We start from the raw sequence: 23,967 nt of genomic DNA on the forward strand, positions 1-23,967 counted from the left end.
CCTGATCATGCAGGGTGAGGAGGTCCACCGTCGATGGTATGCGGATCGTTGTCAGTGGCGGGTCGTAGGGTCTTGGACATGACTACCGCCCAGCAGCCCACTTCACTCTCGCCGTCGCGGGCGAGTGACTTCATGCAGTGTCCGCTGCTGTACAGGTTCCGGGTGATCGACAAGCTGCCGGAGAAGCCCAGTCCTGCGGCGACGCGCGGCACTCTGGTGCATGCGGTGCTGGAGCGGATGTTCGACGACCCGGCGGCGGAGCGGACGGTTCCGCGCGCCCGGGGCATGGTCCCCGGCCAGTGGGACCGCCTTCTGTCGGCCAAGCCGGAGCTGGGCGAGCTGTTCGCGGACGACCCCGGGGGCGAGCAGCTGGCGAAGTGGCTCTCGGAGGCCGAGGCGCTGGTCGAGCGGTGGTTCACGCTGGAGGACCCGACGCGGCTCGAACCGGCCGAGCGGGAGCTGTTCATCGAGACGGAGCTGGCGTCGGGGCTGCGGCTGCGCGGGATCATCGACCGGGTCGATGTGGCGCCGACCGGCGAGGTCCGGATCGTCGACTACAAAACGGGCAAGGCGCCGCGCCCGCAGTTCGCGGAGGGCGCGCTCTTCCAGATGAAGTTCTACGCGCTGGTCGTGTGGCGGCTGAAGGGCATCCTGCCGCGCCGGCTCCAGCTGGTGTATCTGGGGAGCGGCGACGTGGTGACGTACGACCCGGTCGAAGGCGATCTGGAGCGGGTCGAGCGCAAGCTGCTGGCGCTGTGGGACGCGATCAGGAAGGCCACGGAGAGCGGCGACTGGCAGCCGCGGCCGACGAAGCTCTGCGGCTGGTGCGACCACCAGGCGGTCTGTCCGGAATTCGGCGGCACCCCGCCGGTCTACCCCCTGGAAGTGGTGCGCGGGGCCGGGGCCGAGGTGTCCGGCGCGGCCGCGGAGCGGTGAGATCCGGCGGGCCCCTTCGGCGCTGTGCCTGATCCGTCCGGGACTCCCCCGGTACGCCCTGCGGCGTCCCGGTGGGCCGGTCAGGGCAGAATGGGGCCGGTCTAGCGAAGGAGTTCCCGTGGCGATCCGCGTCCTACTGGTCGATGACCAGCCGCTGCTGCGCACCGGTTTCCGGATGATTCTGGAGGCCGAGCAGGACCTGGCGGTGGTCGGTGAGGCCGGGGACGGCCTCCAGGCCCTCGACCAGGTCCGGGCGTTGCAGCCCGATGTGGTGCTGATGGACATCCGGATGCCCCGGATGGACGGGGTCGAGGCCACCCGCCAGATCACCGGCCCCGGCCGGGACGGCCCGGCGAAGGTCCTGGTCCTGACCACTTTCGACCTGGACGAGTACGTCGTGGAGGCCCTGCGGGCCGGCGCGAGCGGTTTCCTGCTCAAGGACGCGCCCGCCAATGAGCTGGTCCAGGCGATCCGGGTGGTGGCCGGGGGCGAGGCGATGCTCGCGCCGAGCATCACCCGCCGGCTGCTCGACAAGTACGCGGACCATCTGCCGTCCGGCGAGGATCCCGTTCCGGACACGCTGCACACGCTGACCGAGCGCGAGGTGGAAGTCCTCAAGCTGGTCGCGCGGGGTCTGTCCAACGCCGAGATCGCCGCCGATCTGTTCGTCAGCGAGACCACGGTGAAGACGCATGTGGGTCACGTGCTGACCAAGCTGGGGCTGCGCGACCGGGTCCAGGCAGCGGTCTACGCGTACGAGAGCGGTCTGGTACGCCCGGGGGCCCAGCAGTAGCTCCCGGGCCCCGCCCGCCGGTCCTCCGGGCCGCCCGCGACCCATCGGGGCGGCTCCGGGCGGCAGCACACCGGCCGGTGTGCTGCCGCCGGCCGGTCAGCTGACGCCGCGGGCGAGCTCCCAGATCTGCAGGGCGGAGGAGTTGCTCAGCGCCCACTCCGCTCCGGTCAGGTCGTCCCGGGCCGCCACATACTGCTTGCCCTGCCAGAGCGGCAGCACGGGAACGTCGTCCGCGACGATGTCCTGGATCTTCTGGAGCGGGACCACCGCCGTGGTGCGGTCCGCGGCGCGCCGGGAGTCCGGGATGTACTTGTCGCGGATGGTGGTGTTCACGTAGGGCGAGTTGAGGAAGTTGCCCTTGCTGAGGAACGGCGAGATGAAGTTGTCCGCGTCGGGGAAGTCCGGGAACCAGCCCATGCCGTAGACCGCGTAGTCGCCCTTCACCTCGTCGGGGCGGAACTGCGCCCACTTGTGGCCCTGGGTCTTCACGTCGAACAGCCCTGAGTCGTTCAGCTGCTGCTTGAGCAGCGCGAACTCCTTCGCCGTACCCGGCCCGTAGTGGTCGCTCGTGTAGTCCAGGGTCAGCCGGACCTTGTTGGTGATCCCGGCGGAGTGCAGGATCTGGGCGGCCTCGGACTTGCTCGGATCGCCGTACTTGTTGAAGAACGAATTCGTGTGTCCGCCGATGCCGGTGGGGATCAGCGAGTAGAGCGGGTCGGAGGTGGCGCCGTACACCCGGCTGGCGATCTGACCGCGGTCGACGAGCGCGGCCATCGCCTGGCGGACCGCCTTGTTCTTCACCGCCGGGTCATTGGTGTTGAAGGCGAGGTAGCGGATCTCCAGGCCGGGGCTCTCGACGAAGTTGATGTTCGGCGACGAACCGTCCGAGAACTGCTTGATCTGCTCCGGGGAGAGCGTGCGGGCCATCATGTCGATCTTCGCGGACTTCAGCGCGGAGCCCATGGCCGCGGCGTCCTTGAAGGAATCGATCTCGACCTTGTCGTTCTGCAGCTTCAGCGACCCCTTGTAGTGGGGGTTCTTGGTGAAGATGGCCTTCTGCAGGCGGTTGTTGCTGACCACCGCCTTGAAGGTGTACGGGCCGGAGCCGTCGATCACGAAGCCCTTGCGCAGCTTGTTCGGCGCGTACTCCTTCTTCTCCACGATGCCCGCGGCAGGCGTCGCCAGCTTGTACGGGAAGGTGGCGTCGGGCGTCTTGAGGTGGAAGACCAGCTCGTGAGAGTTGACGGCCTCGATGGTGTCGATGTTCTCCAGCAGACCGGCCGGGCCGTTCGGGTCATCGATCTTGGTGACGCGTTCCATCGAGTACTTCACATCGGCGGCCGTGAGGGGGTCGCCGTTGGCGAACTGGAGGCCGCTGCGGAGCTTGCAGCGGTAGCTCTCGTTCTCGGTGTCCGTGAAACGGCAGTCGCTGGCGGCGTCCGGCACCGGCAGGCCGCCACCACGCGGCATCGCCATGAGTGACTGGAGTGTCGGGCGCAGGAAGTTCCAGACGCCGGTGTCATAGGTGTAGGCGGGGTCGAGAGGAGCCGGAGCCTTGTTGCCGGACTCGATGAAGTCCGTCGTGCCCACGACGATGGCTTTGCCGCCGTCGCCGCCGCTGCCTGTGCTGCCGCACGCGGCGAGTACCGGAGCGAGCAGGCACACTATCGCCGGCAGCACCAGAGTCTTGCGGTTCATTCTGGACGTTCTCCTCATCCGGCACTGGGATACAGCGATGTACAGACACTCCGCCGCTGCCGCCCGATCGGGGCGGGGCGATCGGGCCGGGTACAGAGCGATCAGTCCAGTGATCCCGGCCGCTTGGTGGGCACCGGGGGCACAGAAGTGTACGGCGAAGTTCTCGCCATGAGATTAGTGGGGAACGTCAGGAAACCTGGACCGGGGGCGACTTGGGTGGGATCCACACCATCTTCACGGATAGCGGAGCGTCAATATCCGACCACCGAAATGATTCGTACACCGCTTCACCAATCGGGACACATGGGCATGTGCTGAACGGCGATGCGGCACTCGCAGCACGCAAATGCCCCCGTGTCGACGTTTCGTCAGGTGATGAACGTCACTTCGACCCCGCCTTTCGTAAAGCATCAAGCCACTCTTCATGCTCACGTAAATGCAGGTGGATGACAGGCGCCGATTCCCTTCAAAACGAAAGGAACACGGTCAGTATCCGGCTCGGTGCATTCCGTTGACCAGTGCCCTGAGAAAGCCCAGATCGACTTCTTCCAGAGATCCGACGACTACCCGGCCGTCCGCTGCGGCGATGGGCGCCACGGAGGGCACAGCCACCACACGGCAGCCCGCAGCCTCCGCCGCCGCCACTCCGGTCGCGGTGTCCTCGATGACCGCGCAGCGCGCCGGATCGGCGTCCAGGCCCGCGGCGGCGGCGAGATAGGGGTCCGGGTGCGGTTTCGTCCGCGCCACCTCGTCGCCCGCGATGGTCAGGGAGAAGTTGTCCGGGCCGAGCGACTTGAGGACCCGGTCGATGATCCGCCGGTGCGAGGCGGAGACCAGGGCCGTGGGCACACCGTGGGCGGCCAGCTCGGTGAGCAGCCGCAGCGCCCCGGGCATCAGCGGCACCCCGCCCGAGATCCGCGCCTCGAACCGGTCGTTGAGCAGCGTGGTCAGCTCGGGGAGCGCGATGTCCGCGCCGGTGACCTCGATGAGGTATCCCGCACTGCGGGTCATCGGCCCGCCCACCACGGTGTCGCGCCAGCGTTCGTCGAGCCGGTGGCCGAGGTCCGCGAAGACCTCCACCTCGGCGTCCCACCAGATGCCCTCGGTGTCCACCAGCGTGCCGTCCATGTCGAGCAGGACCGCCTGCAGAGCTGCGCCTTCGGCCATACGGGTGTTGAGCGCGGCGACCGTACTGGTCATACGGGGACACCTCCTGGAGGGACACGAAGGCCGGTCGCCCGCCCTGCTGGGAAGGCAACCGGCCTGCACCGGACCGACCAGTGTACGTCGGGACGGTCCGGCGCGCGCTGCGATGCGGCGCACCCGCGCCCGGTAGCGGGCTACCGGGTCTACCGGGCGTTGAAGTACTTCGCCTCGGGGTGGTGGATCACGATCGCGTCGGTGGACTGCTCGGGGTGCAGTTGGAACTCCTCGGAGAGGTGTACGCCGATCCGCTCGGGCTGGAGCAGTTCGGCGATCTTCGCCCGGTCCTCCAGATCCGGGCAGGCGCCGTAGCCGAGCGAGAAGCGCGCACCGCGGTACTTCAGGGCGAACATGTCCTGGACGTCGGAGGGGTCCTCGCCCGCGTAGCCGAGTTCGGAGCGGACTCGTGCGTGCCAGTACTCGGCGAGGGCTTCGGCCAACTGGACGGAGAGGCCGTGGAGTTCGAGGTAGTCGCGGTAGGAGTTGGCCTCGAACAGCTCGGCGGTTGCCTCACCGATCCGCGAGCCGACCGTGACCACCTGGAGACCGATCACATCGGTCTCGCCGGACTCCTCGGGGCGGAAGAAATCCGCCAGACAGAGCCTGCGGCCACGGCGCTGACGCGGGAAGGAGAAACGGGTCCGCTCACTGCCGTCCTCATTCAGGAGGATCAGATCGTCGCCCTTGGAGACACAAGGGAAGTAGCCGTAGACCACTGCCGCTTCGAGCATGTTCTTGGTGTGCAGCTGGTCCAGCCACCCCCGCAGATGCGGCCGGCCCTCGGTCTCCACCAGCTCCTCATACGTGGGACCCTCACCCTTACGGGCCTCCTTCAGACCCCACTGCCCCTTGAACAGCGCGCCCTCGTCCAGCCAGGACGCATACTCCTTGAGCTGGATCCCCTTGACGACACGGGTACCCCAGAACGGCGGCTCCGGGACCGGATTGTCGGTGGCCACATCCGAGCGGACAGGCCCCTGCGCCTCCTCCACCTCCAGAACAGCAGCCGTATCCCGCTTCGGCACCCGCCGCTGCTTGAGCTCGGGCAGCACCACACCCGGCACACCCCGCTTGACACCGATCAGCGCATCCATCAACCGCAGACCCTCGAAAGCATCCCGCGCATAGCGGACCTCGCCCTCGTAGATCTCGTGAAGATCCTGCTCGACATACGCCCTGGTCAGGGCCGCGCCGCCGAGGATGACGGGGAAATCGGCAGCCATCTTGCGCTGGTTGAGCTCCTGGAGGTTCTCCTTCATGATCACAGTCGACTTCACCAGGAGACCGGACATCCCGATGACGTCGGCCTTGTGCTCCTCCGCCGCTTCCAGGATCGCCGAGACAGGCTGCTTGATACCGAGGTTGACGACGTTGTAGCCATTGTTCGTCAGAATGATGTCGACGAGGTTCTTACCGATGTCATGCACGTCACCACGGACGGTGGCCAGGACGATCGTGCCCTTGCCGTCATCATCGGTCTTCTCCATGTGCGGCTCCAGATGAGCCACCGCACTCTTCATCACCTCAGCCGACTGGAGCACGAACGGCAACTGCATCTGCCCCGACCCGAAAAGCTCACCGACAACCTTCATACCCTCCAGCAAGGTGTCATTGACGATCTCCAGAGCCGGCCGGGTCTGCAACGCCTCATCCAGGTCGGCCTCCAGACCGTTCTTCTCCCCGTCGATGATCCTGCGCTGCAACCGCTCGTCCAGCGGGAGAGCCATGAGCTCCTCGGCCCTGCCCTGCTTCATGGACTTCATGTTGACGCCCTCGAAAAGCTCCATCAGCTTCTGCAACGGGTCATAGCCCTCAGCCCGCCGGTCGTAGATCAGGTCGAGGGCGACCTTGACCTGCTCCTCCTCCAGGCGGGCGATCGGCAGGATCTTCGACGCATGCACGATCGCCGAATCCAGCCCCGCCTTCACACACTCATCCAGGAACACCGAGTTCAGCACCACCCGGGCAGCCGGGTTGAGACCGAAGGAAATGTTCGACAGACCCAGCGTGGTCTGGACGTCCGGATGCCGGCGCTTCAGCTCGCGGATGGCCTCGATGGTGGCGACGCCGTCGCCCCTCGACTCCTCCTGACCCGTGCAGATCGTGAAGGTCAGCGTGTCGATGAGAATGTCCGACTCGCGCACCCCCCAGTTACCGGTCAGGTCCTCGATCAGCCGCTCCGCGACAGCGACCTTGTGCTCGACCGTGCGCGCCTGACCCTCCTCATCGATCGTCAGCGCGATCAGCGCGGCACCGTGCTCGACCGCCAGCGCGGTCACCTTCGCGAAACGGGACTCCGGCCCGTCACCGTCCTCGTAATTGACCGAGTTCAGGACCGCACGACCGCCCAGCTTCTCCAAACCCGCCCGCAGCACAGGCAGTTCCGTGGAGTCCAGCACGATCGGCAACGTGGACGCGGTGGCGAAACGGCCCGCCAGCTCGCTCATGTCGGCCACACCATCACGGCCCACATAGTCGACACACAGATCCAGCATGTGCGCGCCCTCACGGATCTGATCGCGCGCCATCTCCACACAGTCGTCCCAACGCGCCTCCAGCATCGCCTCGCGGAACTTCTTACTGCCGTTGGCATTCGTCCGCTCACCGATCGCCATATACGCCGTGTCCTGACGGAACGGCACCGTCTGATACAGCGACGCGGCACCCGGCTCGGGGCGCGGCTCGCGAGCGGTGGGGGTGAGGGCGCTGGCCCGGTCGACGACCTGGCGCAGATGCTCGGGCGTCGTACCGCAGCAGCCGCCGATCAGGGACAGGCCGTAGTCGGTCACGAATGCTTCCTGCGCGTCCGCCAGTCCCTCGGGGCCGAGCGGGAAGTGCGCGCCGTCCTTGGTCAGCACGGGCAGCCCGGCGTTCGGCATGCACATCAGCGGTGTACGCGAGTGGCGGGCCAGATAGCGCAGGTGCTCGCTCATCTCGGCCGGGCCCGTCGAGCAGTTCAGCCCGATCAGGTCGATACCCAGGGGCTCCAGCGCGGTCAGCGCGGCGCCGATCTCGGAGCCGAGCAGCATGACGCCGGTCGTCTCGAAGGCGAGTGAGCAGATCAGCGGCACGCTGACACCGAGGGCGTCCATCGCCCGGCGTGCGCCGATCAGGCTCGACTTGGTCTGCAGCAGGTCCTGGGTGGTCTCCACGATCAGGGCGTCCGCCCCGCCGGCGAGCAGTCCCTCGGCGTTCTGCTGGTAGCCGTCCCGCAGGACGTCGTACGTGGTGTGGCCGAGCGACGGCAGCTTGGTGCCGGGGCCGATCGAGCCGAGGACCCAGCGCTGGCGGCCGTCCTTCGCGCCGAACTCGTCGGCCACCTCGCGGGCGATGCGGGCGCCCGCCTCGGACAGCTCGGTGATCCGGTCGGCGATCTCGTACTCGTTCGCCGCCGAGTGGTTCGCGCCGAAGGTGTTCGTCTCCACACAGTCGACGCCGACAGCGAAGTACTCCTCGTGCACCGAGCGGACGATGTCCGGCCTGGTCACGTTCAGGATCTCGTTGCAGCCCTCCAGCTGCTGGAAGTCCTCAAGAGTGGGATCCTGCGCCTGCAGCATCGTGCCCATCGCACCGTCGGCCACCACCACACGGGTGGCCAGTGCCTCTCGGAGGGCGTCAGCTCGGGTCCGGCTGTCAGCGGAAGGGGTTGGCGACGAGGCCATGGAATGTACTCCCTGGGATGCGACGGCTGTCGGCTTTGCGCCTTCCGGCAGGATGGCGCACCAGGCCAGCCTAACGGGGACGGCACCGATAGGGGCAGGTGTCCCACGGGACGGACGCCCCTGCCACCGCAGGGCCGCGGGTCGGATCCGGTATCGCCCGGCCGCACTCCGCGTGACACTGGGTCGACATGGACCGATAGTGTTCAGCATTGCCGAACAGTGTGGAGGGTGGCCCAGCAATGGCGAAGAACATTCAGTCCCTGGAGCGGGCGGCTGCGATGCTGAGGCTGCTCGCGGGCGGCGAGCGGCGGCTCGGCCTCTCCGACATCGCCTCCTCCCTCGACCTGGCCAAAGGCACCGCCCACGGCATCCTGCGCACCCTCCAGCAGGAGGGTTTCGTGGAGCAGGACCCGGCATCCGGGCGCTATCAGCTGGGGGCCGAACTGCTGCGCCTGGGCAACAGCTACCTGGACGTGCACGAGTTGCGGGCGCGCGCCCTCGTCTGGACCGACGACCTGGCCCGCTCCAGCGGTGAGAGCGTCTATCTGGGCGTGCTGCACCAGCGCGGCGTCCTGATCGTCCACCATGTCTTCCGCCCCGACGACAGCCGGCAGGTGCTGGAGGTCGGAGCCATGCAGCCACTGCACTCCAGCGCCCTGGGCAAGGTGCTCTCGGCGTACGACCCGGTGGCGCACAGCGAGGCCCTGGAGACCGAGCGGCAGATTTTCACTCCCCGCACGATCAGCGACCCGGAGCAGTTCGAGTCGGTGCTCGACCTGACCAGGGCGCGCGGCTGGGGTTCGGACATCGAGGAGACCTGGGAGGGCGTGGCGTCGGTGGCCGCCCCCATCCACGACCGGCGCAGGATGCCGCTGGGCGCCATCGCGGTGACCGGTGCGGTCGAGCGGGTCTGCGTGGACGGGGAGCTCCGCCCGGAACTGGTGGCCGCGGTGCGCGACTGCGCCCGCTCCGTCTCGCGCGATCTGGGCGCCGGCCGCTTCTGAGGCGCCGCCGCGGATACGGGTCCGGGGCGCCTTTTCCGTCCCGGCCGCGCGCCGGCACGGCTCCGACGGAAACCGCTCATCGAGTTTCACGTCACAGCCCCTTGACGTTTACCGACCGCAGGACAAAACTGCCGTTCATCGGTCGGCATTGTCGAACACTTAACGGAAATACGCGTTAAGGTGTGACAGTGCCAAAGGGCCGGCAACGCCCTCACCTGAGGGCGCGGACGACCGGAGGAAACCGGTGTCCGGCTTCCCCTGGACGAAGGACAAAGGAGTCGCGGGTGTCCAGCTCCGACATCTTCATCGGCGAGACCATCGGGACCGCCGTACTCGTACTGCTCGGCGCCGGTGTGTGCGCCGCCGTCACACTCAAGCGCTCCAAGGCCAAGGACGCGGGCTGGCTGGCCGTCACGTTCGGCTGGGGATTCGCCGTACTGACCGCCGCCTACATCTCCACCGGCGTCTCCGGCGCGCATCTGAACCCGGCCGTGACCATAGGCCTGGCCATCAAGGGCGACACCCCGTGGGGTGACGTACCCCTGTACCTCGGCTCCCAGCTGCTCGGCGCCATGATCGGTGCGACCCTGGTCTGGGTGGCGTACTACGGACACTTCCAGGCCCATCTCAGGGACCCGGAGATCGCGGCGCAGGACAAGGGCCTCACGAAGAGCGAGCCGGGCCCCGGCCCGGTGGGCGGTGTCTTCTTCACCGCGCCCGAGATCCGCAACGTCGTGCAGAACCTGGCCACCGAGATCATCGGCACCATGGTCCTCGTCCTGGCGATCCTGACCCAGGGCCTCAGCGCGGACGGCAAGGGCCTGAGCATCATCGGCGCTCTGATCACCTCGCTGGTCGTCGTGTCCATCGGGCTCTCGCTCGGCGGTCCGACCGGTTACGCCATCAACCCGGTCCGCGACCTCGGCCCGCGTATCGTCCACTCCCTGCTGCGGCTCCCCCACAAGGGCAGCTCGGACTGGAGCTACGCGTGGATACCCGTGGCGGGCCCCCTCATAGGCGGCGCTCTCGCAGGCGGTCTGTACAACCTCGCCTTCGCGTGAGCTCCCGGCACCGGCACCGTCGACCAACCCTTCAGACTTTCGGAGCACACCGTGACCACTGACGCTCACACCACCGGGCCGTTCATCGCGGCCATCGACCAGGGCACCACCTCCAGCCGCTGCATCGTCTTCGACCGGGACGGACGGATCGTCGCCGTCGACCAGAAGGAACACGAGCAGATCTTCCCCAAGCCCGGCTGGGTCGAGCACGACGCCGCCGAGATCTGGACCAACGTCCAGGAAGTCGTGGGCAGCGCGGTCAACAAGGCCGGCATCACAGCGGCCGACGTCAAGGCCATCGGCATCACCAACCAGCGCGAGACCACGCTGCTCTGGGACAAGAACACCGGTGAGCCCGTCCACAACGCCATCGTCTGGCAGGACACCCGCACCGACGCGCTCTGCCGCGAACTCGGCCGCAACGTCGGCCAGGACCGCTTCCGCCGCGAGACCGGTCTGCCGCTGGCCTCGTACTTCGCAGGGCCGAAGATCCGCTGGCTGCTGGACAACGTCGATGGGCTGCGCGAGCGCGCGGAGGCCGGCGACATCCTCTTCGGCACCATGGACTCCTGGGTCATCTGGAACCTGACGGGCGGGGTGAACGGCGGTGTCCACGTCACGGACGTCACCAACGCCTCCCGCACGCTCCTGATGAACCTGCACAAGATGGAGTGGGACCCGAAGATCCTCGCCTCCATCGGCATCCCGGAGTCCGTTCTGCCGGAGATCCGCTCGTCCGCCGAGGTGTACGGCACGGCCAGCGCGGGCGTGCTGGCCGGTGTCCCGGTCGCTTCCGCGCTCGGCGACCAGCAGGCGGCCCTGTTCGGCCAGACCTGTTTCTCCGAGGGCGAGGCCAAGTCGACGTACGGCACCGGCACCTTCATGCTCATGAACACCGGTGACACGCCCGTCAACTCGTACAACGGCCTGCTGACGACCGTCGGCTACCAGATCGGCGACCAGAAGCCGGTGTACGCCCTGGAGGGGTCGATCGCCGTCACGGGCTCGCTCGTCCAGTGGCTGCGCGACCAGATGGGCATGATCAACAGTGCCGCCGAGGTCGAGACGCTGGCATCGTCGGTCGAGGACAACGGCGGCGCGTACTTCGTACCGGCCTTCTCCGGTCTGTTCGCCCCGTACTGGCGTCCCGACGCGCGCGGTGTGATCGCCGGTCTGACCCGTTACGTCACCAAGGCGCACATCGCCCGTGCCGTTCTTGAGGCCACCGCCTGGCAGACGCGTGAGATCAGCGACGCCATGACCAAGGACTCCGGCGTCGAGCTGACCGCGCTCAAGGTCGACGGCGGAATGACCTCCAACAACCTGCTGATGCAGACGCTCTCCGACTTCCTGGACGCGCCGGTGGTGCGCCCGATGGTGGCCGAGACGACCTGCCTCGGCGCTGCCTACGCCGCCGGTCTCGCCGTCGGCTTCTGGCCGGACACCGACGCACTGCGTGCCAACTGGCGCAGGGCCGCCGAGTGGACACCCCGGATGGACGCGGCCGTCCGTGACCGCGAGTACAAGAACTGGCTCAAGGCCGTACAGCGGACCATGGGCTGGCTCGAAGACGAGGAGTAACCAATATGACCACCCTGCAGAGCGTCCCGGCCCTCGGGACGCACCCGGCCTCCGGCTCCCTTCCGAGCCGCGCCGAGACTCGGGAGCAGCTTTCCAAGGCGACGTACGACCTCCTGGTGATCGGCGGCGGAATCCTGGGCATCTCCACCGCCTGGCACGCCGCGCAGTCCGGGCTGCGGGTGGCCCTGGTGGACGCCGGTGACTTCGCCGGCGCCACATCGTCCGCTTCCTCCAAGCTGCTGCACGGCGGCCTCCGCTACCTCCAGACGGGGGCCGTGAAGCTGGTCGCGGAGAACCACTTCGAGCGCCGCGCCGTCTCCCGTGACGTGGCCCCGCACCTGGCCAACCCGCTGACGTTCTACCTGCCGGTGTACAAGGGTGGCCCGCACGGCGCGGCCAAGCTCGGTGCGGGCGTCTTCGCCTACTCCGCGCTCTCCGCCTTCGGCGACGGTGTCGGCCACGTCATCTCCGCGGCGAAGGCGCAGCGCGACGTGCCCGAGCTGCGGACCGACAACCTCAAGGCCGTCGCGGTCTACGGCGACGACCAGATGAACGACTCGCGGATGGCCCTGATGACGGTGCGCGCCGCCGTCGAGTCCGGCGCCACCGTGCTCAACCACGCGGAGGTCACCGGGCTGCGCTTCACCCGGGGCCGGGTGACCGGCGCGGAGCTGAAGGACCGTCTTGACGGCAGCGAGTTCGGCGTCAGCGCCCGGCTCGTACTGAACGCCACCGGCCCCTGGGTCGACCACCTGCGCAAGCTGGAGGACCCGAACGCGGCGCCCTCCATCCGGCTCTCCAAGGGCGCGCACCTGGTGCTCAAGCGCACCGCGCCCTGGCGTGCCGCGCTGGCGACGCCGATCGACAAGTACCGGATCACCTTCGCCCTCCCCTGGGAGGACCAGCTGCTGCTCGGGACCACCGACGAGGAGTACGAGGGCGACCCGGCCGATGTCTCGGTCAACGAGAAGGACATCACCCAGATCCTGGACGAGGCCGCCTTCTCCGTACGGGACCAGCAGCTCTCGCGTGATCTGATCACGTACTCCTTCGCCGGACTGCGGGTGCTGCCGGGCGGCCCCGGTGACACCTCGAAGGCCAAGCGCGAGACGGTCGTCACCGAGGGGCGCGGCGGGATGCTCTCGGTGGCGGGCGGCAAGTGGACGACCTTCCGGCACATCGGCCGTACGGTCATGAACAAGCTGGCCGCACTGCCCGGCCACCCGCTCGGCGACGACATGGAGCCGATCTCGCACCTGCCGAAGAAGCAGCCGCTGCCCGGCATCGCCAACCCGCACGCGGTCGCGCACCGGCTTCTTGTGGACGGCGGGACGCCGGGGCCGCGCATGGCGGCGGACACGGCCCGCCACCTGGCCACGCACTACGGCTCGCTCTCCTTCGACATCGCGCGGCTGGCGAACGAGGACCCGGCGCTGGCCGAACGGGTCCACCCGGACGCCCCGGAGATATGGGCGCAGGTCGTCTACGCACGCGACCACGAGTGGGCCGAGACGGCCGACGACGTGCTGCGCCGCCGTACGACGCTGACCATCCGGGGCCTGGCCACGGACGACGTCCGGGCGAAGGTCGAGGACGTGCTCGGCAAGAAGTAGCGGCCACGCGCGGAGAACCGACGTGCTGACAACGGCAGCACGCTGAAACACCGCAGCGGTGAGGGGCGGTCCTCCGGGGCCGCCCCTCACTGCTGCCACACGGCTGCCACAGTGCCGCAATGTGCGGCGACCAGAGTTGCACCATGAAGTTTCAAGTGCTCTCCCTCATCAGCCACGCCCCGCACCCGCTGACCGGTGAACTGCCCTCCGCAGCGGACCGGTTGGCCGAGGTCGTCGATGTCGGCGTGGCGGCCGAGCAGCTCGGCTTCGACGGGTACGCGGTCGGCGAGCGGCACGCGGGGCCCTTTCTGTCGTCCAGCCCGACGGTGGTGCTGGGCGCCCTCGCCGCCCGCACCTCCAGGATCAGACTGCTGACCGGCGTCACGGTCGTGGCGATCCTCGATCCGGTCCGGGTCGCCGAGGACTACGCGACCCTGGACCAGCTGTCGCGGGGCCGTATCGAGCTGGTCGTCGGCAAGGGGGCGGAGGCCGGGCACTTCGACCTCTTCGGGCTCGACGAGGAGCGGCAGTGGGACCTCCAGAAGGAGAAGTACGAGCTGCTGCGCCGGCTCTGGAGCGAGGAGGAGATCGACTGGGAAGGTGAGTTCAGGCCCGCTCTGCACGGGGCTACGACCCTCCCGCGTCCGTACGACGGGGTCCCGCGCATCTGGCACGGCTCGGCGACCAGCCTCAACTCCCCCGAACTGGCGGCCCGCCACGGTGATCCGCTCTTCACCGCCAACGCCGTCCAGCCGCGCGAGGCGTATGCGGCGCTGATCGCCCACTACCGCGAGAAATTCGAGGAGTACGGGCACGACCCGGCGCGGGCCCATGTCGCCGCCGGGTCGGGCGGGCTGCTGATCGCCGACAGTTCGCAGCAGGCGGTGGAGCGCTTCAAGGAGCTGTACGAGGCGAAGGTGGCGCAGACCTTCAAGCCACATCTGGCGGGCAGAGCCGGATACAACACCCCCTTCCGCACCATCGAGGACGCGATGGGGAGCGGCCCGCAGCTCATCGGGTCCCCGCAGCAGATCATCGACAAGATCCTCGGCTACCACGAGGTCTACCGGCACGACCTCCAGTCCATCAGCGTCGACGGATTCGGGCTCGCGCGCGGGGAGCAGCTGGAGACGCTGCAGCGGTTCGCGGAGGAGATCGCCCCGGTGGTGCGGAAGGAGGCGCCGTCGGCCCTCTGGGAGTGAGGCCCGCCCTGACCGGACCTGTGGGTTCGTGGGTTCGCGCCTCTGTCGGCAGCGGCCCGGCTTCTGACCAGTACTGCTTCCGGTGTCTCACATCGGCGGTCGGTCGTTCAGTCTCACGGTGGTGGCACCCCGGGCGCGCGTCCAGTGGCCGGCGGGACGGGCTTACTTGTCGATGCGCGTCACATTGTGGCTGTTGACGTTGACCTGGTTGTGGATGTCCCCGGAGTGGAAGTCGATGAGCCCGCACAGCAGGCAGCCCGGGTTGTTGGCCGGGGGAGCCGGGGCTTGGGAGACGGTGACGGTGGTGGTGTCGTTCGAAGCGCTGCAACCGTCGTCGCCGTTGTAGGCGGCGGTGATGGTGTGTGTTCCGGTGGTCGTGAAACCGGTGGTCAGTGAGGAGTGTCCGTCTGCGGAGACGGGTGCGGTCGCGAGGAGGTCCGAGCCGTCGAAGAACGACACGCCGAGGCCGCCGCTCGGGTCCGAGCTGCAGGTCACTGTCGCGTCGAGGGTGACCAGTTGCCCGGTCGCCGCCGATGAGGGCGTGGCCTGGACCGTGGTCGAGGACTGATCGGCGGCAGCAGCCGACGGAGCGAGGAACAGCACTGTGGCCGCCGCGGCTGCGGCGACCATGGCTCCGGCTTTGCGCGCACGACATGCTTTCACTGAAGGGCCTCCTCGGTCTGCTCGGCAGGCGGGGTTTCGCCGTAACCGTTCGGGGCGTGACCTTAGGCCGCTTTCGATGGCATATGCGGGAGGCGCGGGTCCCGGCGGCCCCACCTGAGTCATCGGCTCGCTCGAATGGGCTGGAGCGGGCCGATGGCGCGGGCCGGTGGCGTGGTATTGGCTAGATCGCGGGAGGCGCAACCCGCTGGTAGGCGAGCGAGTTGGTCGTGCCGCCCGACGTCATGACACTCACCGGCACCGGACCCGCCGGACCCGCCGGGGCGATCGCGATCGCTGTCGTGTCCGACACCACGGTGAAGGCCGCCGGCTCGGTACCGAAGTGGACCGCGAAGGTCGTGGTCAGCCCGGTGCCCGTCAGGGTCACGGTGGCGCCCGCGCCGGTCGGCCCCTGCGTGGGCGACAGTGCGGTGAGCGTCGGCGCTGCCACGTAGGTGTAGATGACGGAGTTGCTGGTGCCGCCGGGACCGGTGACGGTGCACGCGACGGATCCGCTGCCGGGCGGGGTGATGGCGGTGATCTGAGTGGCGGAGTTGACGGTGTAGGAGGTCGCGGGGGTGCTGCCGAAGGTGACGGCAGTGGTCCCGGTGAGGCCGGTGCCGGTGAGCACCACGGTGCTCCCGCCGGACGTCGGTCCCTCGGCGGGTGAGACGGACAGCAGCGAGGGCTCGTTGAGGTAGTAGAAGAACACCGGCCCCGAGGTGCCGCCGACGGTGGTCGCGGTGATCGCAACCGCGCCGCTGCCGGCCGGGGTGACGGCGGTGATCTGGTTGGCGGAGTTGACGGTGTAGGAGGTCGCGGGGGTGCTGCCGAAGGTGACGGCAGTGGTCCCGGTGAGGCCGGTGCCGGTGAGGACCACGGTGGTCCCGCCCGACGTCGGTCCCTGGTTCGGTGCGATCGCACTGAGGGTCGGTGTGGGCGCGTAGGTGTAGGCGACCGTGTTGCTGAGCCCGGCGGGCGTGCGCACGGTGACGTTGACCGTGCCGGTTCCGGGCGGGACGGTCGCCGTGATCGTCGAGGGGGTGGTGACCGTGTACGACAAGGCGGCCGCGGATCCGAACGTGACGGCGGTGGCGCCGGTGAACTGGCTTCCGTTCAGGGTCACGGGATTGGTGCCCGCCGCCGGACCCGTATTGGGTGCGACCGAGGTGAGGACGGGAGGGGCCACGGTGACTCCAAGGGGTGTGGTCGGCCTGGCTGGGCCGCGAGCTGTGGGGGTCACGGAAGCGGTGCGGGCGGGCGTACCCGAGTTCGCACCGCTTCCGCTGGGCACAGACCGGTGACCGGAGCGGAGCTGTGCACAGCCGTGCGTCCGATACTCCGTCAGATACCGGGACCGGACACGTAGGTGAATCCGTCGCTGAGGGTGGCGCTACCGCCCTCGGTGGTCACGACGACATCGACGGGACCTGTGGTGCCGGGCGGTGTGACAGCCACCAGCGTGGTGCTGTTCAGCACTGCGAAGGACGCGGCGGTACCGCCGAAGGTGACGGCCGTGGTGGATGCCAGGCCGGTGCCGTTGACGGTCACCGAGGTACCGCCGGAGGCCGGCCCCGAGGTGGGTGTGAGCGAGACCGGTGTCGGCGCGTCGAGATAGGCGTAGGTGAGCGGAGCGGTCGTGCCCCCGGTGGTGGTGACGGCGACGTCGACGGAGCCACCTGAGCTGCCGGCCGGAACGACCACCGACAGCCGGCTGTCCGAGACGACCGTCGGGGTCACGCTGTTGGGGCCGAAGGACACGGTGGTGGCAGTGGAGAGTCCGTAGCCGTTGATGGTGACCGTGTTGCCGCCCGCCGTCGGACCGGAGCCCGGGTCCACGGACACCGCGATCGGCGGGCTGATGTAGAAGAAGGAGAGCGAGTTGCTCGTCCCTCCCGCGGTCGTCACGTTGACGTCGACGACACCGCAGCCCGCGGGGTCGATGGCGGTGATCGCGGTCGGGGTGTTCGCGGTGATCGTGGCCGTCCGGGACCCGAAGTGGACGGCGGTGGCACCGGACAGGTTCACGCCGGTGATAGTGACGGTTGTTCCGCCGCTGGTGGAGCCTTGGTTGGGACTGATGGGCATGAGGGGTTCCTCCTCACTCGGAAGTCTTCTCCGAGCAGCGACTGGGTTTCCCGATCCACGGGCGTCCCGAACCGGCCCAGGCCAACACGTCCGGCCGCTGGCAGATGGGGATGTGCGGAGACCCGTCCGGACGGGATGAGGCCAGTCCCGGGAGGGAGGCTGGTCCGCGGCGACTCGATGGACCATCGCCCCATGATGTAGATACCCGCATTAACCCATCGGAGTGACGCCTCCACCAAGGGAATTGACGCGTCGTCAACCGATTGGCGGAGCGCGCGCATGGCGTGCGGCGGCGCGTTCACGGTGGTACATGGCCACCTGACAGGCCATCACCACCAGGGGGGTTCCACGACGTGCGGGTCCGGCCCCGGCGCCGTGAGCGCGCATCGCGAGCTTCCGCTCAGCCTTGACCGGTGACCGGCCGACCATTTCCAGTGCCCGTGGTTCGGTTCACGGCCGGTTCGGTTCACGGCCGATTCGGTTCACGGCCGATTCGGTTCACGGCCGATTCGGTTCACGGCCGATTCGGTTCACGGCCGATTCGGTTCACGGCCGGTTCGGTTCACGGCCGATTCGGTTCACGGCCGGTTCGGTTCACGGCGGCGGCTCAGGGCGAGACCTCCTCCAGGCGCCGCCCCGCCGTCTCCTCCGCGCCGACCACCGCGACGGCGGCGCCCGCCAGGGCCACCGCTCCCAGCACCACGAAGACCGGGGAGACATGTCCCCCGGCGTACACCATGCCGACGGCGATGGGGCCGAGGATCACACCGAGCCGGTTCATCGCACCGCCCACGCTGCTGCCCAGGGCCCGCATCCGGGTCGGGAAGAGTTCGGGTGTGTAGAGGTAGAGGCAGATGTTGGAGCCGAAGAAGAAGACCGCGGCGAGCGAGGTCCACACCAGCACCTGGACCGGGGTCCCGGCGCCGAGGTACGCGAGTACCAGGAGCATCACGGCGGCTCCCGTGAGACACACCGTGATGACGCGCCGGCGTCCTGCCCTGTCCACGGTGAGGGCCGCGGCCAGACAGCCCGCGAGTCCCGCGCAGGCCGTGACGGTCGAGTAGAGGAGCGCGTCGGAGAGCGAGAGGCCGTAGCGGTTCTGGTAGATCGTCGGCAGCCAGGACGTGATGCCGTAGTTGACGAAGTAGCCGGTGAACCAGAGAGCGGCGATCACCAGGGTGCGGCGGCGGTAGCGGCCGGTGAACAGCCCGCGCAGACCGCTCGCCCCGGCTTCCGGGGCCGCTTCGGGCGCCGGGCCCGCCTCGTCCGCCGGCGGGTCGGTGACGGGTGGCAGGGGTTTCCCGGTGGCGCGCTGGACCTCGGTCTCGATCCTGGTCATCACATCGGCCGCCTCCTGGACCCTGCCGTGTTCGGCGAGCCAGCGCGGGGACTCCGGTACGGATCGCTGCACCAGGACGCAGAGCACCCCGGGCACGGCGGCCAGCACATACATCCAGCGCCAGCCGAGCAGCGGCACCACCCAGGCGGCGACCAGCGCGCCCACGGTGAGCCCGGCCGGGAAGACCAGTTCGTAGAGCAGGACGAACCGCCCACGCCGGTGGCTGCGGGTGATCTCGGCGATGAAGGTGGCGGCCACCGGGACCTCGCCGCCGATGGCCAGTCCCTGGACGAACCGCACCGCCATGAAGGAGCCGGGCGACGTGGTCGCGGCCAGGGCGAGGTTGGCGACGCTGGAGACGGCCACGCACAGCGCGATGACCTTGACCCGGCCGATGCGGTCGGCGAGCCGGCCGGAGAGCACCGCCCCGATCAGCATCCCGACGGAGCCGACGGTGAGCAGCCAGGTGGAGGCGGAGTCGGTCAGATGCCACTCGTGGCGCAGCTGGGGCATCGCGTACGCGATCAGCAGCTGGTCGAACGCCTCGAAGAAGGTGACGGCGCCCACGATGAGCCGGACGGTGACATGCCAGCGGCTCATCGGGAGCCGTTCGAAACGGGCGGCGACGGCCGCCCGGACGGCTCGGTCCGCTGAAGCGTCGATCGTCATATGCAGGGTCCTCCGACTCCACGGCTGAGGGGCGAGGGCGAGGCGAGAAGAACGCGATGTCCCACAGGGGTTGTCCGCAACCCGGACTACGAAGCGCGTTAGGCCAAAGTTTCTTAGCGCTTAAGTTGTATCGCCTGCATACCGGACGGCGTCAAGGGTCTGCACAGGTAAATCACCAAACAATTAGGGGGTTGCGTTGAGATATTTAAGCCCTTAGATTTCTAGCCCTCACCCAAACCAGCCCACACTCAAACCCGTCCAGCCAGGAGGCTCCCGTATGACCCGGTCCCCTGCTGCCGAAGTACCCGACGAAGCGCTCGTGGCCGGCGTGTGGCGCCGCGGCGCCGGTGCCCCGGCCGAGACCGTCGACCCGGCCACCGGCCGGGTGCTCGCCACCGTGCACGCCGTGACCCCGGCGGAGGTCGACGAGGCCGCCGAAGGCGCCGCCCGCGCCGCCGCCGACCCGGCCTGGCGCGCGCTCCTCCCGCATCAGCGCGCCCGGCTGCTGCACCGGATCGCCGAGCTGACCGAGGGCGCGGCGGAACACCTCGCGGCGCTCCAGACCGCCGACACGGGCAAGGCCCTCACCGAGACCCGCGCCCTGGTGGCCAGCGCGGCCGGGACCTTCCGGTACACGGCCGCCGCGCTGGAGACCGCCGAGGAGGCGATCACCCCCTCGCGCGGCGACTACCTCACGATGAGCACCTTCGAGCCGATCGGTGTCATCGGCGCGATCAACCCCTGGAACTCCCCGGTGGCCAGCGACGCGCAGAAGCTCGCGCCCGCCCTCGCCGGGGGCAACGCGGTCCTGCTGAAGCCCGCCGAGTGGACCCCGCTGGTCTCGCTCGCGCTGGGGCGGCTGATCAGCCGCGCCCTGGACGAACTCTCGCTGCCCGCCGGGCTCCTGTCGGTGCTCCCCGGGCGCGGCAGCATCGTGGGCGACGCCATCGTGCGCCATCCGCGTACCGGAAAGGTCAGTTTCACCGGCGGTACGGACACCGGACGGACGATCGCGCACGCCGCGGCCGAGAAGATCATGCCCGTCTCGCTGGAGCTGGGCGGCAAGTCACCGACCATCGTGCTCGCCGACGCCGACATCGAACAGGCCCTGGCCGGCGTGATGTTCGGCGTCTTCTCCTCCAGCGGCCAGTCCTGCATCGCCGGTTCGCGGCTCTTCGTGGCGCGTGAGATCTACGACGCCTTCGTCGGTGAACTGGTAGAGCGCACCCGGAAGCTGCGGGTCGGCCCCGGTACGGCGCCGGACACCCAGGTCGGTCCGCTGGTGCACCACCGGCACCGGGACGCGGTGGCGGCCAGGGTCGACCTGGCGCGTACCGAGGGGGCCCGGGTGCTCTGCGGCGGCTCGGTGCCGCCGGGCGACGAGTACCGGGACGGCGCCTACTATCTGCCGACCGTCCTGGACGGCCTGGACAACTCCTCGCGCACCTGCCAGGAGGAGATCTTCGGGCCGGTGCTCGCCGCGCTGCCGTTCGACGACGAGGACGATCTCGTCCGGCGGGCCAACGCCTCGGTGTACGGGCTGGCCTGCGGCATCTGGACCCGTGACCACCGGGCGGCCTGGCGGATCGCCCGCCGGGTCGAGGCCGGCACCGTCTGGATCAACACCTACAAGCAGTTCAGCATCGCCACCCCCTTCGGCGGCCTCAAGGACAGCGGTCTCGGGCGGGAGAAGAGCCGCGACGGCATCCGCGCCTACCAGCGCCAGAAGTCCCTGTACTGGGGCACGTCGGACGCCCCCCTGCCCTGGGCCGCCCTGTAGTCGCCCGGTCGTCACAGCCCGTCTGGAGACAGTCATGCCCCAACCCCCCATCGCCCGGCTGCGGTCGCTGCGCAGCGTCGAGCTGTTCACCCCCGCCTTCTCCGAGACCGCCGACTTCTACCAGGAGGTCTGGGGCCTGGAGAGCGTCGAGTCCGGCCCCGGTGCGCGCTGGCTGCGCGGCACCGGAACCGAGCACCACGTCCTGCACCTCACCCGCGCCGACCGCACCGGCCTCGGCCGGATCGCCTTCGCCGTGGCGACACCGGCCGATGTGGACGAGGCCGCACGGCGGCTGCTCGCCCGGGGCATCACCCCGGTCGCGGGCCCAGGACCGCTCGACCAGGTGGGCGGCGGCTACGGGCTGCGCTTCACCGACCCCGAGCACCGGCTGATCGAGATAAGCGCCGAGGTCGAGGCGGTCGCACCGCGCGGCCGGGACGGCTCGGTGCCGGTCGGCGTCACCCACACCGTGCTCAACACCACCGACATCGACGCCTCGGTCGCCTTCTACCGCGACGTACTCGGCCTGCGGGTCTCCGACTGGTCCGAGCACCAGATGGCGTTCCTGCGGTGCAACGCCGACCACCACTGCATCGCCTTCAACCAGGCCGAGTGGGCCTCGCTCAACCACGTGGCGTACGAGATGAGTTCGGTCGACCACTTCATGCGCGGGCTCGGCCGCCTGCGTCACCACGGCATCGTCCCGCAGTGGGGCCCCGGCCGGCACGGTCCGGGCGACAACACCTTCTCGTACTTCACCGACCCGTCGGGGCTCGTCTGCGAGTACACGTCGGAGGTCGCGCAGATCGTGGAGGACGCCTGGATCGCCCGGGTCTGGCGGCGGACCCCCGAGCTGTCCGATCTCTGGGGAACGGCCGGGCCGCCGTCGGCGGAGATCCGCGACCGGATGGCGGGCACCCCCGACCCCGGTCCGCTCGCCGCCCCGGCGGCCCCCGCAACCCCCTGTGCCGACGCCGGCACAGCAACGACCCACAGCGACACCGACACCGACACCGACACCGACACCGACACCGACACCGAGGAGATTCCGGTATGACCCGCAGCGTGGGACTCGTCGGCTGGGGCGCCATCGGCCGCACCGTGGGCACCGCACTCGCCGCAGGCGCCGTCGAAGGCGCCGAACTGGTCTGCGTGGTGGACAACCGCGCGATCGGCGAAGCGCCCGCCCCGCAGCTGACGTTCGAAGAGGCCCTGGAGCGCTGCGATCTGATCGTGGAGGCGGCGGGCCAGGGCGTCGTACGGGAGTGGGCCGAGCGCATCCTGCGGTCCGGGACCGATCTGCTGATCGCGTCGACCGGGGCGCTCACCGACGAGGAGCTGGCGAAGCGGCTGCTGGCCGCCGGTCCTGGCCGGGTGTACTTCACATCGGGCGCCGTCGGGGGTCTCGACCTGCTCCAGGCGGCCCAGGGCCTCGGGCCGCTGCACGACATACGGCTGACCACCACCAAACTGCCGTCGACCCTCGAACAGCCCTGGATGGACGAGGAGTTGCTGACCCGGATGCGGACGGCGACCGGTCCGGTCGAGGTCATGTCGGGCACCGCACGCGACATCCCGGTGAAATTCCCCAAGTCGACGAATGTGGCCGCTTCGGTGGCCCTCGCCGTGGGGGACCCGGACTCCGTACGGGTCAGGGTGGTCGCCGACCCGGGCGCCGACCGTACCCGTCATCTCATCGAGGCCGACGGCCCGCAGGGGACCTACCGCTTCGAGGTCGCGCATCTGCCGGACCCCGGCAACCCCGCCACCAGCCGGATCGTGCCGTACGCGGTGCTGCGCAGCATCGCGGCCCTCGCCGGGCGGACGGGGCAGATCCTGTGACCGCCGCGCCTGCGGCCGGCCCGCGGGTGACGGAGGCCGGGGCCGCGGGGCCGCTGCTGCTCTGCCTGCACGGCATCGGCTCGTCGTCCGCCGCCTTCGCCCCGCAGCTCGCGGAACTCTCCGCGTACGTCCGGGTGGTGGCCTGGGACGCGCCCGGCTACGCGGCGTCCCCCGACCCGCGGGGCCCGCTGACGCTCGACGGCTACGCGGACGCGGCGGCGGCGCTCATCGAGGAGCGCGGCGGCAGCGCCCATGTGCTGGGCGTCTCCTGGGGCGGGGTCATCGCACTGCGGCTGGCCGCCCGCCACCCCGGGCTGGTCGCCTCGCTGATCGTCGCCGACTCCAGCGCCGGTTCGGGCACCGACCCGGCGAAGGCGGCGGCGATGCGCGGACGGGCGGCCGAGCTGGAAGCCGCCGGGCCGCGGGCCTTCGCCGAGCAGCGCGGACCGCGGCTCGTCTCCGCGATGGCGCCCCCGGAGCTGGTGCGGCGGGTCGTCGACACCATGGCCGGCGCCGTCCGGCTGCCCGGCTACGGCTACGCCGCGGAGGCGATGGCCGCAGCCGACCTCCGTACCGAACTCGCCGGGATCACCGCCCCAGCCCTGGTCATCTGCGGCGACCAGGACCGGGTCACCGGCGTCGAGGCGAGCCAGCTCATCGCGGGCTCCCTCCACAAGTCCGCCTACGTGATCGTCAAGGACGCCGGTCACCTGGCCAACCAGGAGCAGCCCCGGGCCTTCAACGCCTGGGTCCTCTCCCACCTCCGTATCACCGCACAGATCCCCGAATGACCCACCCCAGCAGCACCCACCCGAGCAGCACCCGCACCGAGAAGG

The 23,967-nt window shown here is 69.4% G+C and carries 18 protein-coding genes; 11 read left to right on the plus strand and 7 right to left on the minus strand.

Features of this window, described 5'->3' with window-relative positions:
- Positions 1-33: 33 nt before the first annotated feature.
- Together OHB13_RS05820 and OHB13_RS05825 are read left to right on the plus strand one after the other, a co-directional pair.
- Positions 34-936 (plus strand): RecB family exonuclease, encoded by a 903-nt coding sequence (locus OHB13_RS05820; RefSeq protein ID WP_443062926.1) that lies wholly within the window; start codon positions 34-36, stop codon positions 934-936.
- 118 nt (positions 937-1,054) lie between these two features.
- Positions 1,055-1,729 carry a response regulator gene (locus tag OHB13_RS05825; RefSeq protein ID WP_164263912.1) on the plus strand — a complete coding sequence of 225 codons (675 nt, stop codon included), beginning with the start codon at positions 1,055-1,057 and terminating at the stop codon, positions 1,727-1,729.
- 96 nt (positions 1,730-1,825) lie between these two features.
- Here OHB13_RS05825 and OHB13_RS05830 read toward each other — a convergent pair whose 3' ends face one another.
- The 3 genes from OHB13_RS05830 to metH all read right to left on the minus strand — a co-directional run bounded on the left by OHB13_RS05830 (position 1,826) and on the right by metH (position 8,292).
- Positions 1,826-3,427, minus strand: a complete 1,602-nt coding sequence (locus OHB13_RS05830; RefSeq protein WP_328376066.1) for an ABC transporter substrate-binding protein — start codon at positions 3,425-3,427, stop codon at positions 1,826-1,828.
- Positions 3,428-3,913: 486 nt separating this feature from the next.
- Positions 3,914-4,627, minus strand: a complete 714-nt coding sequence (locus OHB13_RS05835; RefSeq protein ID WP_266858687.1) for an HAD family hydrolase — start codon at positions 4,625-4,627, stop codon at positions 3,914-3,916.
- Between the two features lie 149 nt (positions 4,628-4,776).
- Positions 4,777-8,292, minus strand: a complete 3,516-nt coding sequence (gene metH, locus OHB13_RS05840) for a methionine synthase (protein ID WP_328376068.1) — start codon at positions 8,290-8,292, stop codon at positions 4,777-4,779.
- 239 nt (positions 8,293-8,531) lie between these two features.
- Here metH and OHB13_RS05845 point away from each other — a divergent pair, with 239 nt between their 5' ends.
- The 5 genes from OHB13_RS05845 to OHB13_RS05865 all read left to right on the plus strand — a co-directional run bounded on the left by OHB13_RS05845 (position 8,532) and on the right by OHB13_RS05865 (position 14,753).
- Positions 8,532-9,296 carry an IclR family transcriptional regulator gene (locus OHB13_RS05845; protein ID WP_266858684.1) on the plus strand — a complete coding sequence of 255 codons (765 nt, stop codon included), beginning with the start codon at positions 8,532-8,534 and terminating at the stop codon, positions 9,294-9,296.
- 284 nt (positions 9,297-9,580) lie between these two features.
- Positions 9,581-10,357 carry an MIP/aquaporin family protein gene (locus OHB13_RS05850; protein WP_266858683.1) on the plus strand — a complete coding sequence of 259 codons (777 nt, stop codon included), beginning with the start codon at positions 9,581-9,583 and terminating at the stop codon, positions 10,355-10,357.
- 51 nt (positions 10,358-10,408) lie between these two features.
- The gene (gene glpK, locus OHB13_RS05855) at positions 10,409-11,938 is read left to right on the plus strand and encodes a glycerol kinase GlpK (RefSeq protein ID WP_266858682.1); all 1,530 of its coding nucleotides are present in this window, start codon (positions 10,409-10,411) and stop codon (positions 11,936-11,938) included.
- Between the two features lie 5 nt (positions 11,939-11,943).
- A complete protein-coding gene (locus OHB13_RS05860) occupies positions 11,944-13,551 on the plus strand; it encodes a glycerol-3-phosphate dehydrogenase/oxidase (protein ID WP_266858681.1) in 1,608 nt (535 codons plus the stop codon).
- Positions 13,552-13,694: 143 nt separating this feature from the next.
- A complete protein-coding gene (locus OHB13_RS05865) occupies positions 13,695-14,753 on the plus strand; it encodes an LLM class flavin-dependent oxidoreductase (RefSeq protein WP_328376072.1) in 1,059 nt (352 codons plus the stop codon).
- Between the two features lie 162 nt (positions 14,754-14,915).
- Here OHB13_RS05865 and OHB13_RS05870 read toward each other — a convergent pair whose 3' ends face one another.
- The 4 genes from OHB13_RS05870 to OHB13_RS05885 all read right to left on the minus strand — a co-directional run bounded on the left by OHB13_RS05870 (position 14,916) and on the right by OHB13_RS05885 (position 19,509).
- The gene (locus OHB13_RS05870) at positions 14,916-15,416 is read right to left on the minus strand and encodes an Ig-like domain-containing protein (RefSeq protein WP_266858677.1); all 501 of its coding nucleotides are present in this window, start codon (positions 15,414-15,416) and stop codon (positions 14,916-14,918) included.
- A gap of 181 nt (positions 15,417-15,597) precedes the next feature.
- Positions 15,598-16,602 carry an IPT/TIG domain-containing protein gene (locus OHB13_RS05875; RefSeq protein WP_328376074.1) on the minus strand — a complete coding sequence of 335 codons (1,005 nt, stop codon included), beginning with the start codon at positions 16,600-16,602 and terminating at the stop codon, positions 15,598-15,600.
- A 155-nt stretch (positions 16,603-16,757) separates the two neighbouring features.
- A complete protein-coding gene (locus tag OHB13_RS05880; RefSeq protein WP_328376076.1) occupies positions 16,758-17,501 on the minus strand; it encodes an IPT/TIG domain-containing protein in 744 nt (247 codons plus the stop codon).
- 607 nt (positions 17,502-18,108) lie between these two features.
- Complete coding sequence (locus OHB13_RS05885) at positions 18,109-19,509, minus strand: MFS transporter (RefSeq protein WP_328376078.1); 1,401 nt, start codon at positions 19,507-19,509, stop codon at positions 18,109-18,111.
- A gap of 277 nt (positions 19,510-19,786) precedes the next feature.
- On the opposite strand from OHB13_RS05885, the gene OHB13_RS05890 reads away from it, so the two are divergent.
- Genes OHB13_RS05890 through OHB13_RS05905 form a run of 4 tightly spaced genes read left to right on the plus strand, consistent with a single transcriptional unit; the run spans position 19,787 to position 23,922 of the window.
- Entirely contained in the window at positions 19,787-21,289 is a 1,503-nt protein-coding gene (locus OHB13_RS05890; protein ID WP_328376079.1) for an aldehyde dehydrogenase family protein, read from the plus strand.
- Positions 21,290-21,323: 34 nt separating this feature from the next.
- On the plus strand, positions 21,324-22,346 hold the full coding sequence (locus OHB13_RS05895; RefSeq protein WP_328376080.1) for a VOC family protein: 1,023 nt from the start codon (positions 21,324-21,326) through the stop codon (positions 22,344-22,346).
- The gene (locus tag OHB13_RS05900) at positions 22,343-23,131 is read left to right on the plus strand and encodes an aspartate dehydrogenase domain-containing protein (RefSeq protein WP_328376082.1); all 789 of its coding nucleotides are present in this window, start codon (positions 22,343-22,345) and stop codon (positions 23,129-23,131) included. The genes OHB13_RS05895 and OHB13_RS05900 overlap by 4 nt, the downstream gene beginning before the upstream one ends.
- Positions 23,128-23,922: an alpha/beta fold hydrolase gene (locus OHB13_RS05905; protein WP_328376084.1), complete on the plus strand. Its 795-nt coding sequence runs from the start codon at positions 23,128-23,130 to the stop codon at positions 23,920-23,922. The genes OHB13_RS05900 and OHB13_RS05905 overlap by 4 nt, the downstream gene beginning before the upstream one ends.
- Positions 23,923-23,967: the final 45 nt, after the last annotated feature.

Source organism: Streptomyces sp. NBC_00440 (assembly GCF_036014215.1).
Taxonomy (GTDB): Bacteria; Actinomycetota; Actinomycetes; order Streptomycetales; family Streptomycetaceae; genus Streptomyces.

Bases quoted from the DNA above. Each gene is read 5' to 3' on its own strand.
- OHB13_RS05820 (WP_443062926.1), top strand. From the start codon at position 34: ATGGTATGCGGATCGTTGTCAGTGGCGGGTCGTAGGGTCTTGGACATG.
- OHB13_RS05830 (WP_328376066.1), bottom strand. From the start codon at position 3,427: ATGAACCGCAAGACTCTGGTGCTGCCGGCGATAGTGTGCCTGCTCGCT.
- OHB13_RS05835 (WP_266858687.1), bottom strand. From the start codon at position 4,627: ATGACCAGTACGGTCGCCGCGCTCAACACCCGTATGGCCGAAGGCGCA.
- metH (WP_328376068.1), bottom strand. From the start codon at position 8,292: ATGGCCTCGTCGCCAACCCCTTCCGCTGACAGCCGGACCCGAGCTGAC.
- OHB13_RS05845 (WP_266858684.1), top strand. From the start codon at position 8,532: ATGGCGAAGAACATTCAGTCCCTGGAGCGGGCGGCTGCGATGCTGAGG.
- OHB13_RS05860 (WP_266858681.1), top strand. From the start codon at position 11,944: ATGACCACCCTGCAGAGCGTCCCGGCCCTCGGGACGCACCCGGCCTCC.
- OHB13_RS05865 (WP_328376072.1), top strand. From the start codon at position 13,695: ATGAAGTTTCAAGTGCTCTCCCTCATCAGCCACGCCCCGCACCCGCTG.
- OHB13_RS05880 (WP_328376076.1), bottom strand. From the start codon at position 17,501: ATGCCCATCAGTCCCAACCAAGGCTCCACCAGCGGCGGAACAACCGTC.
- OHB13_RS05885 (WP_328376078.1), bottom strand. From the start codon at position 19,509: ATGACGATCGACGCTTCAGCGGACCGAGCCGTCCGGGCGGCCGTCGCC.
- OHB13_RS05890 (WP_328376079.1), top strand. From the start codon at position 19,787: ATGACCCGGTCCCCTGCTGCCGAAGTACCCGACGAAGCGCTCGTGGCC.
- OHB13_RS05895 (WP_328376080.1), top strand. From the start codon at position 21,324: ATGCCCCAACCCCCCATCGCCCGGCTGCGGTCGCTGCGCAGCGTCGAG.
- OHB13_RS05900 (WP_328376082.1), top strand. From the start codon at position 22,343: ATGACCCGCAGCGTGGGACTCGTCGGCTGGGGCGCCATCGGCCGCACC.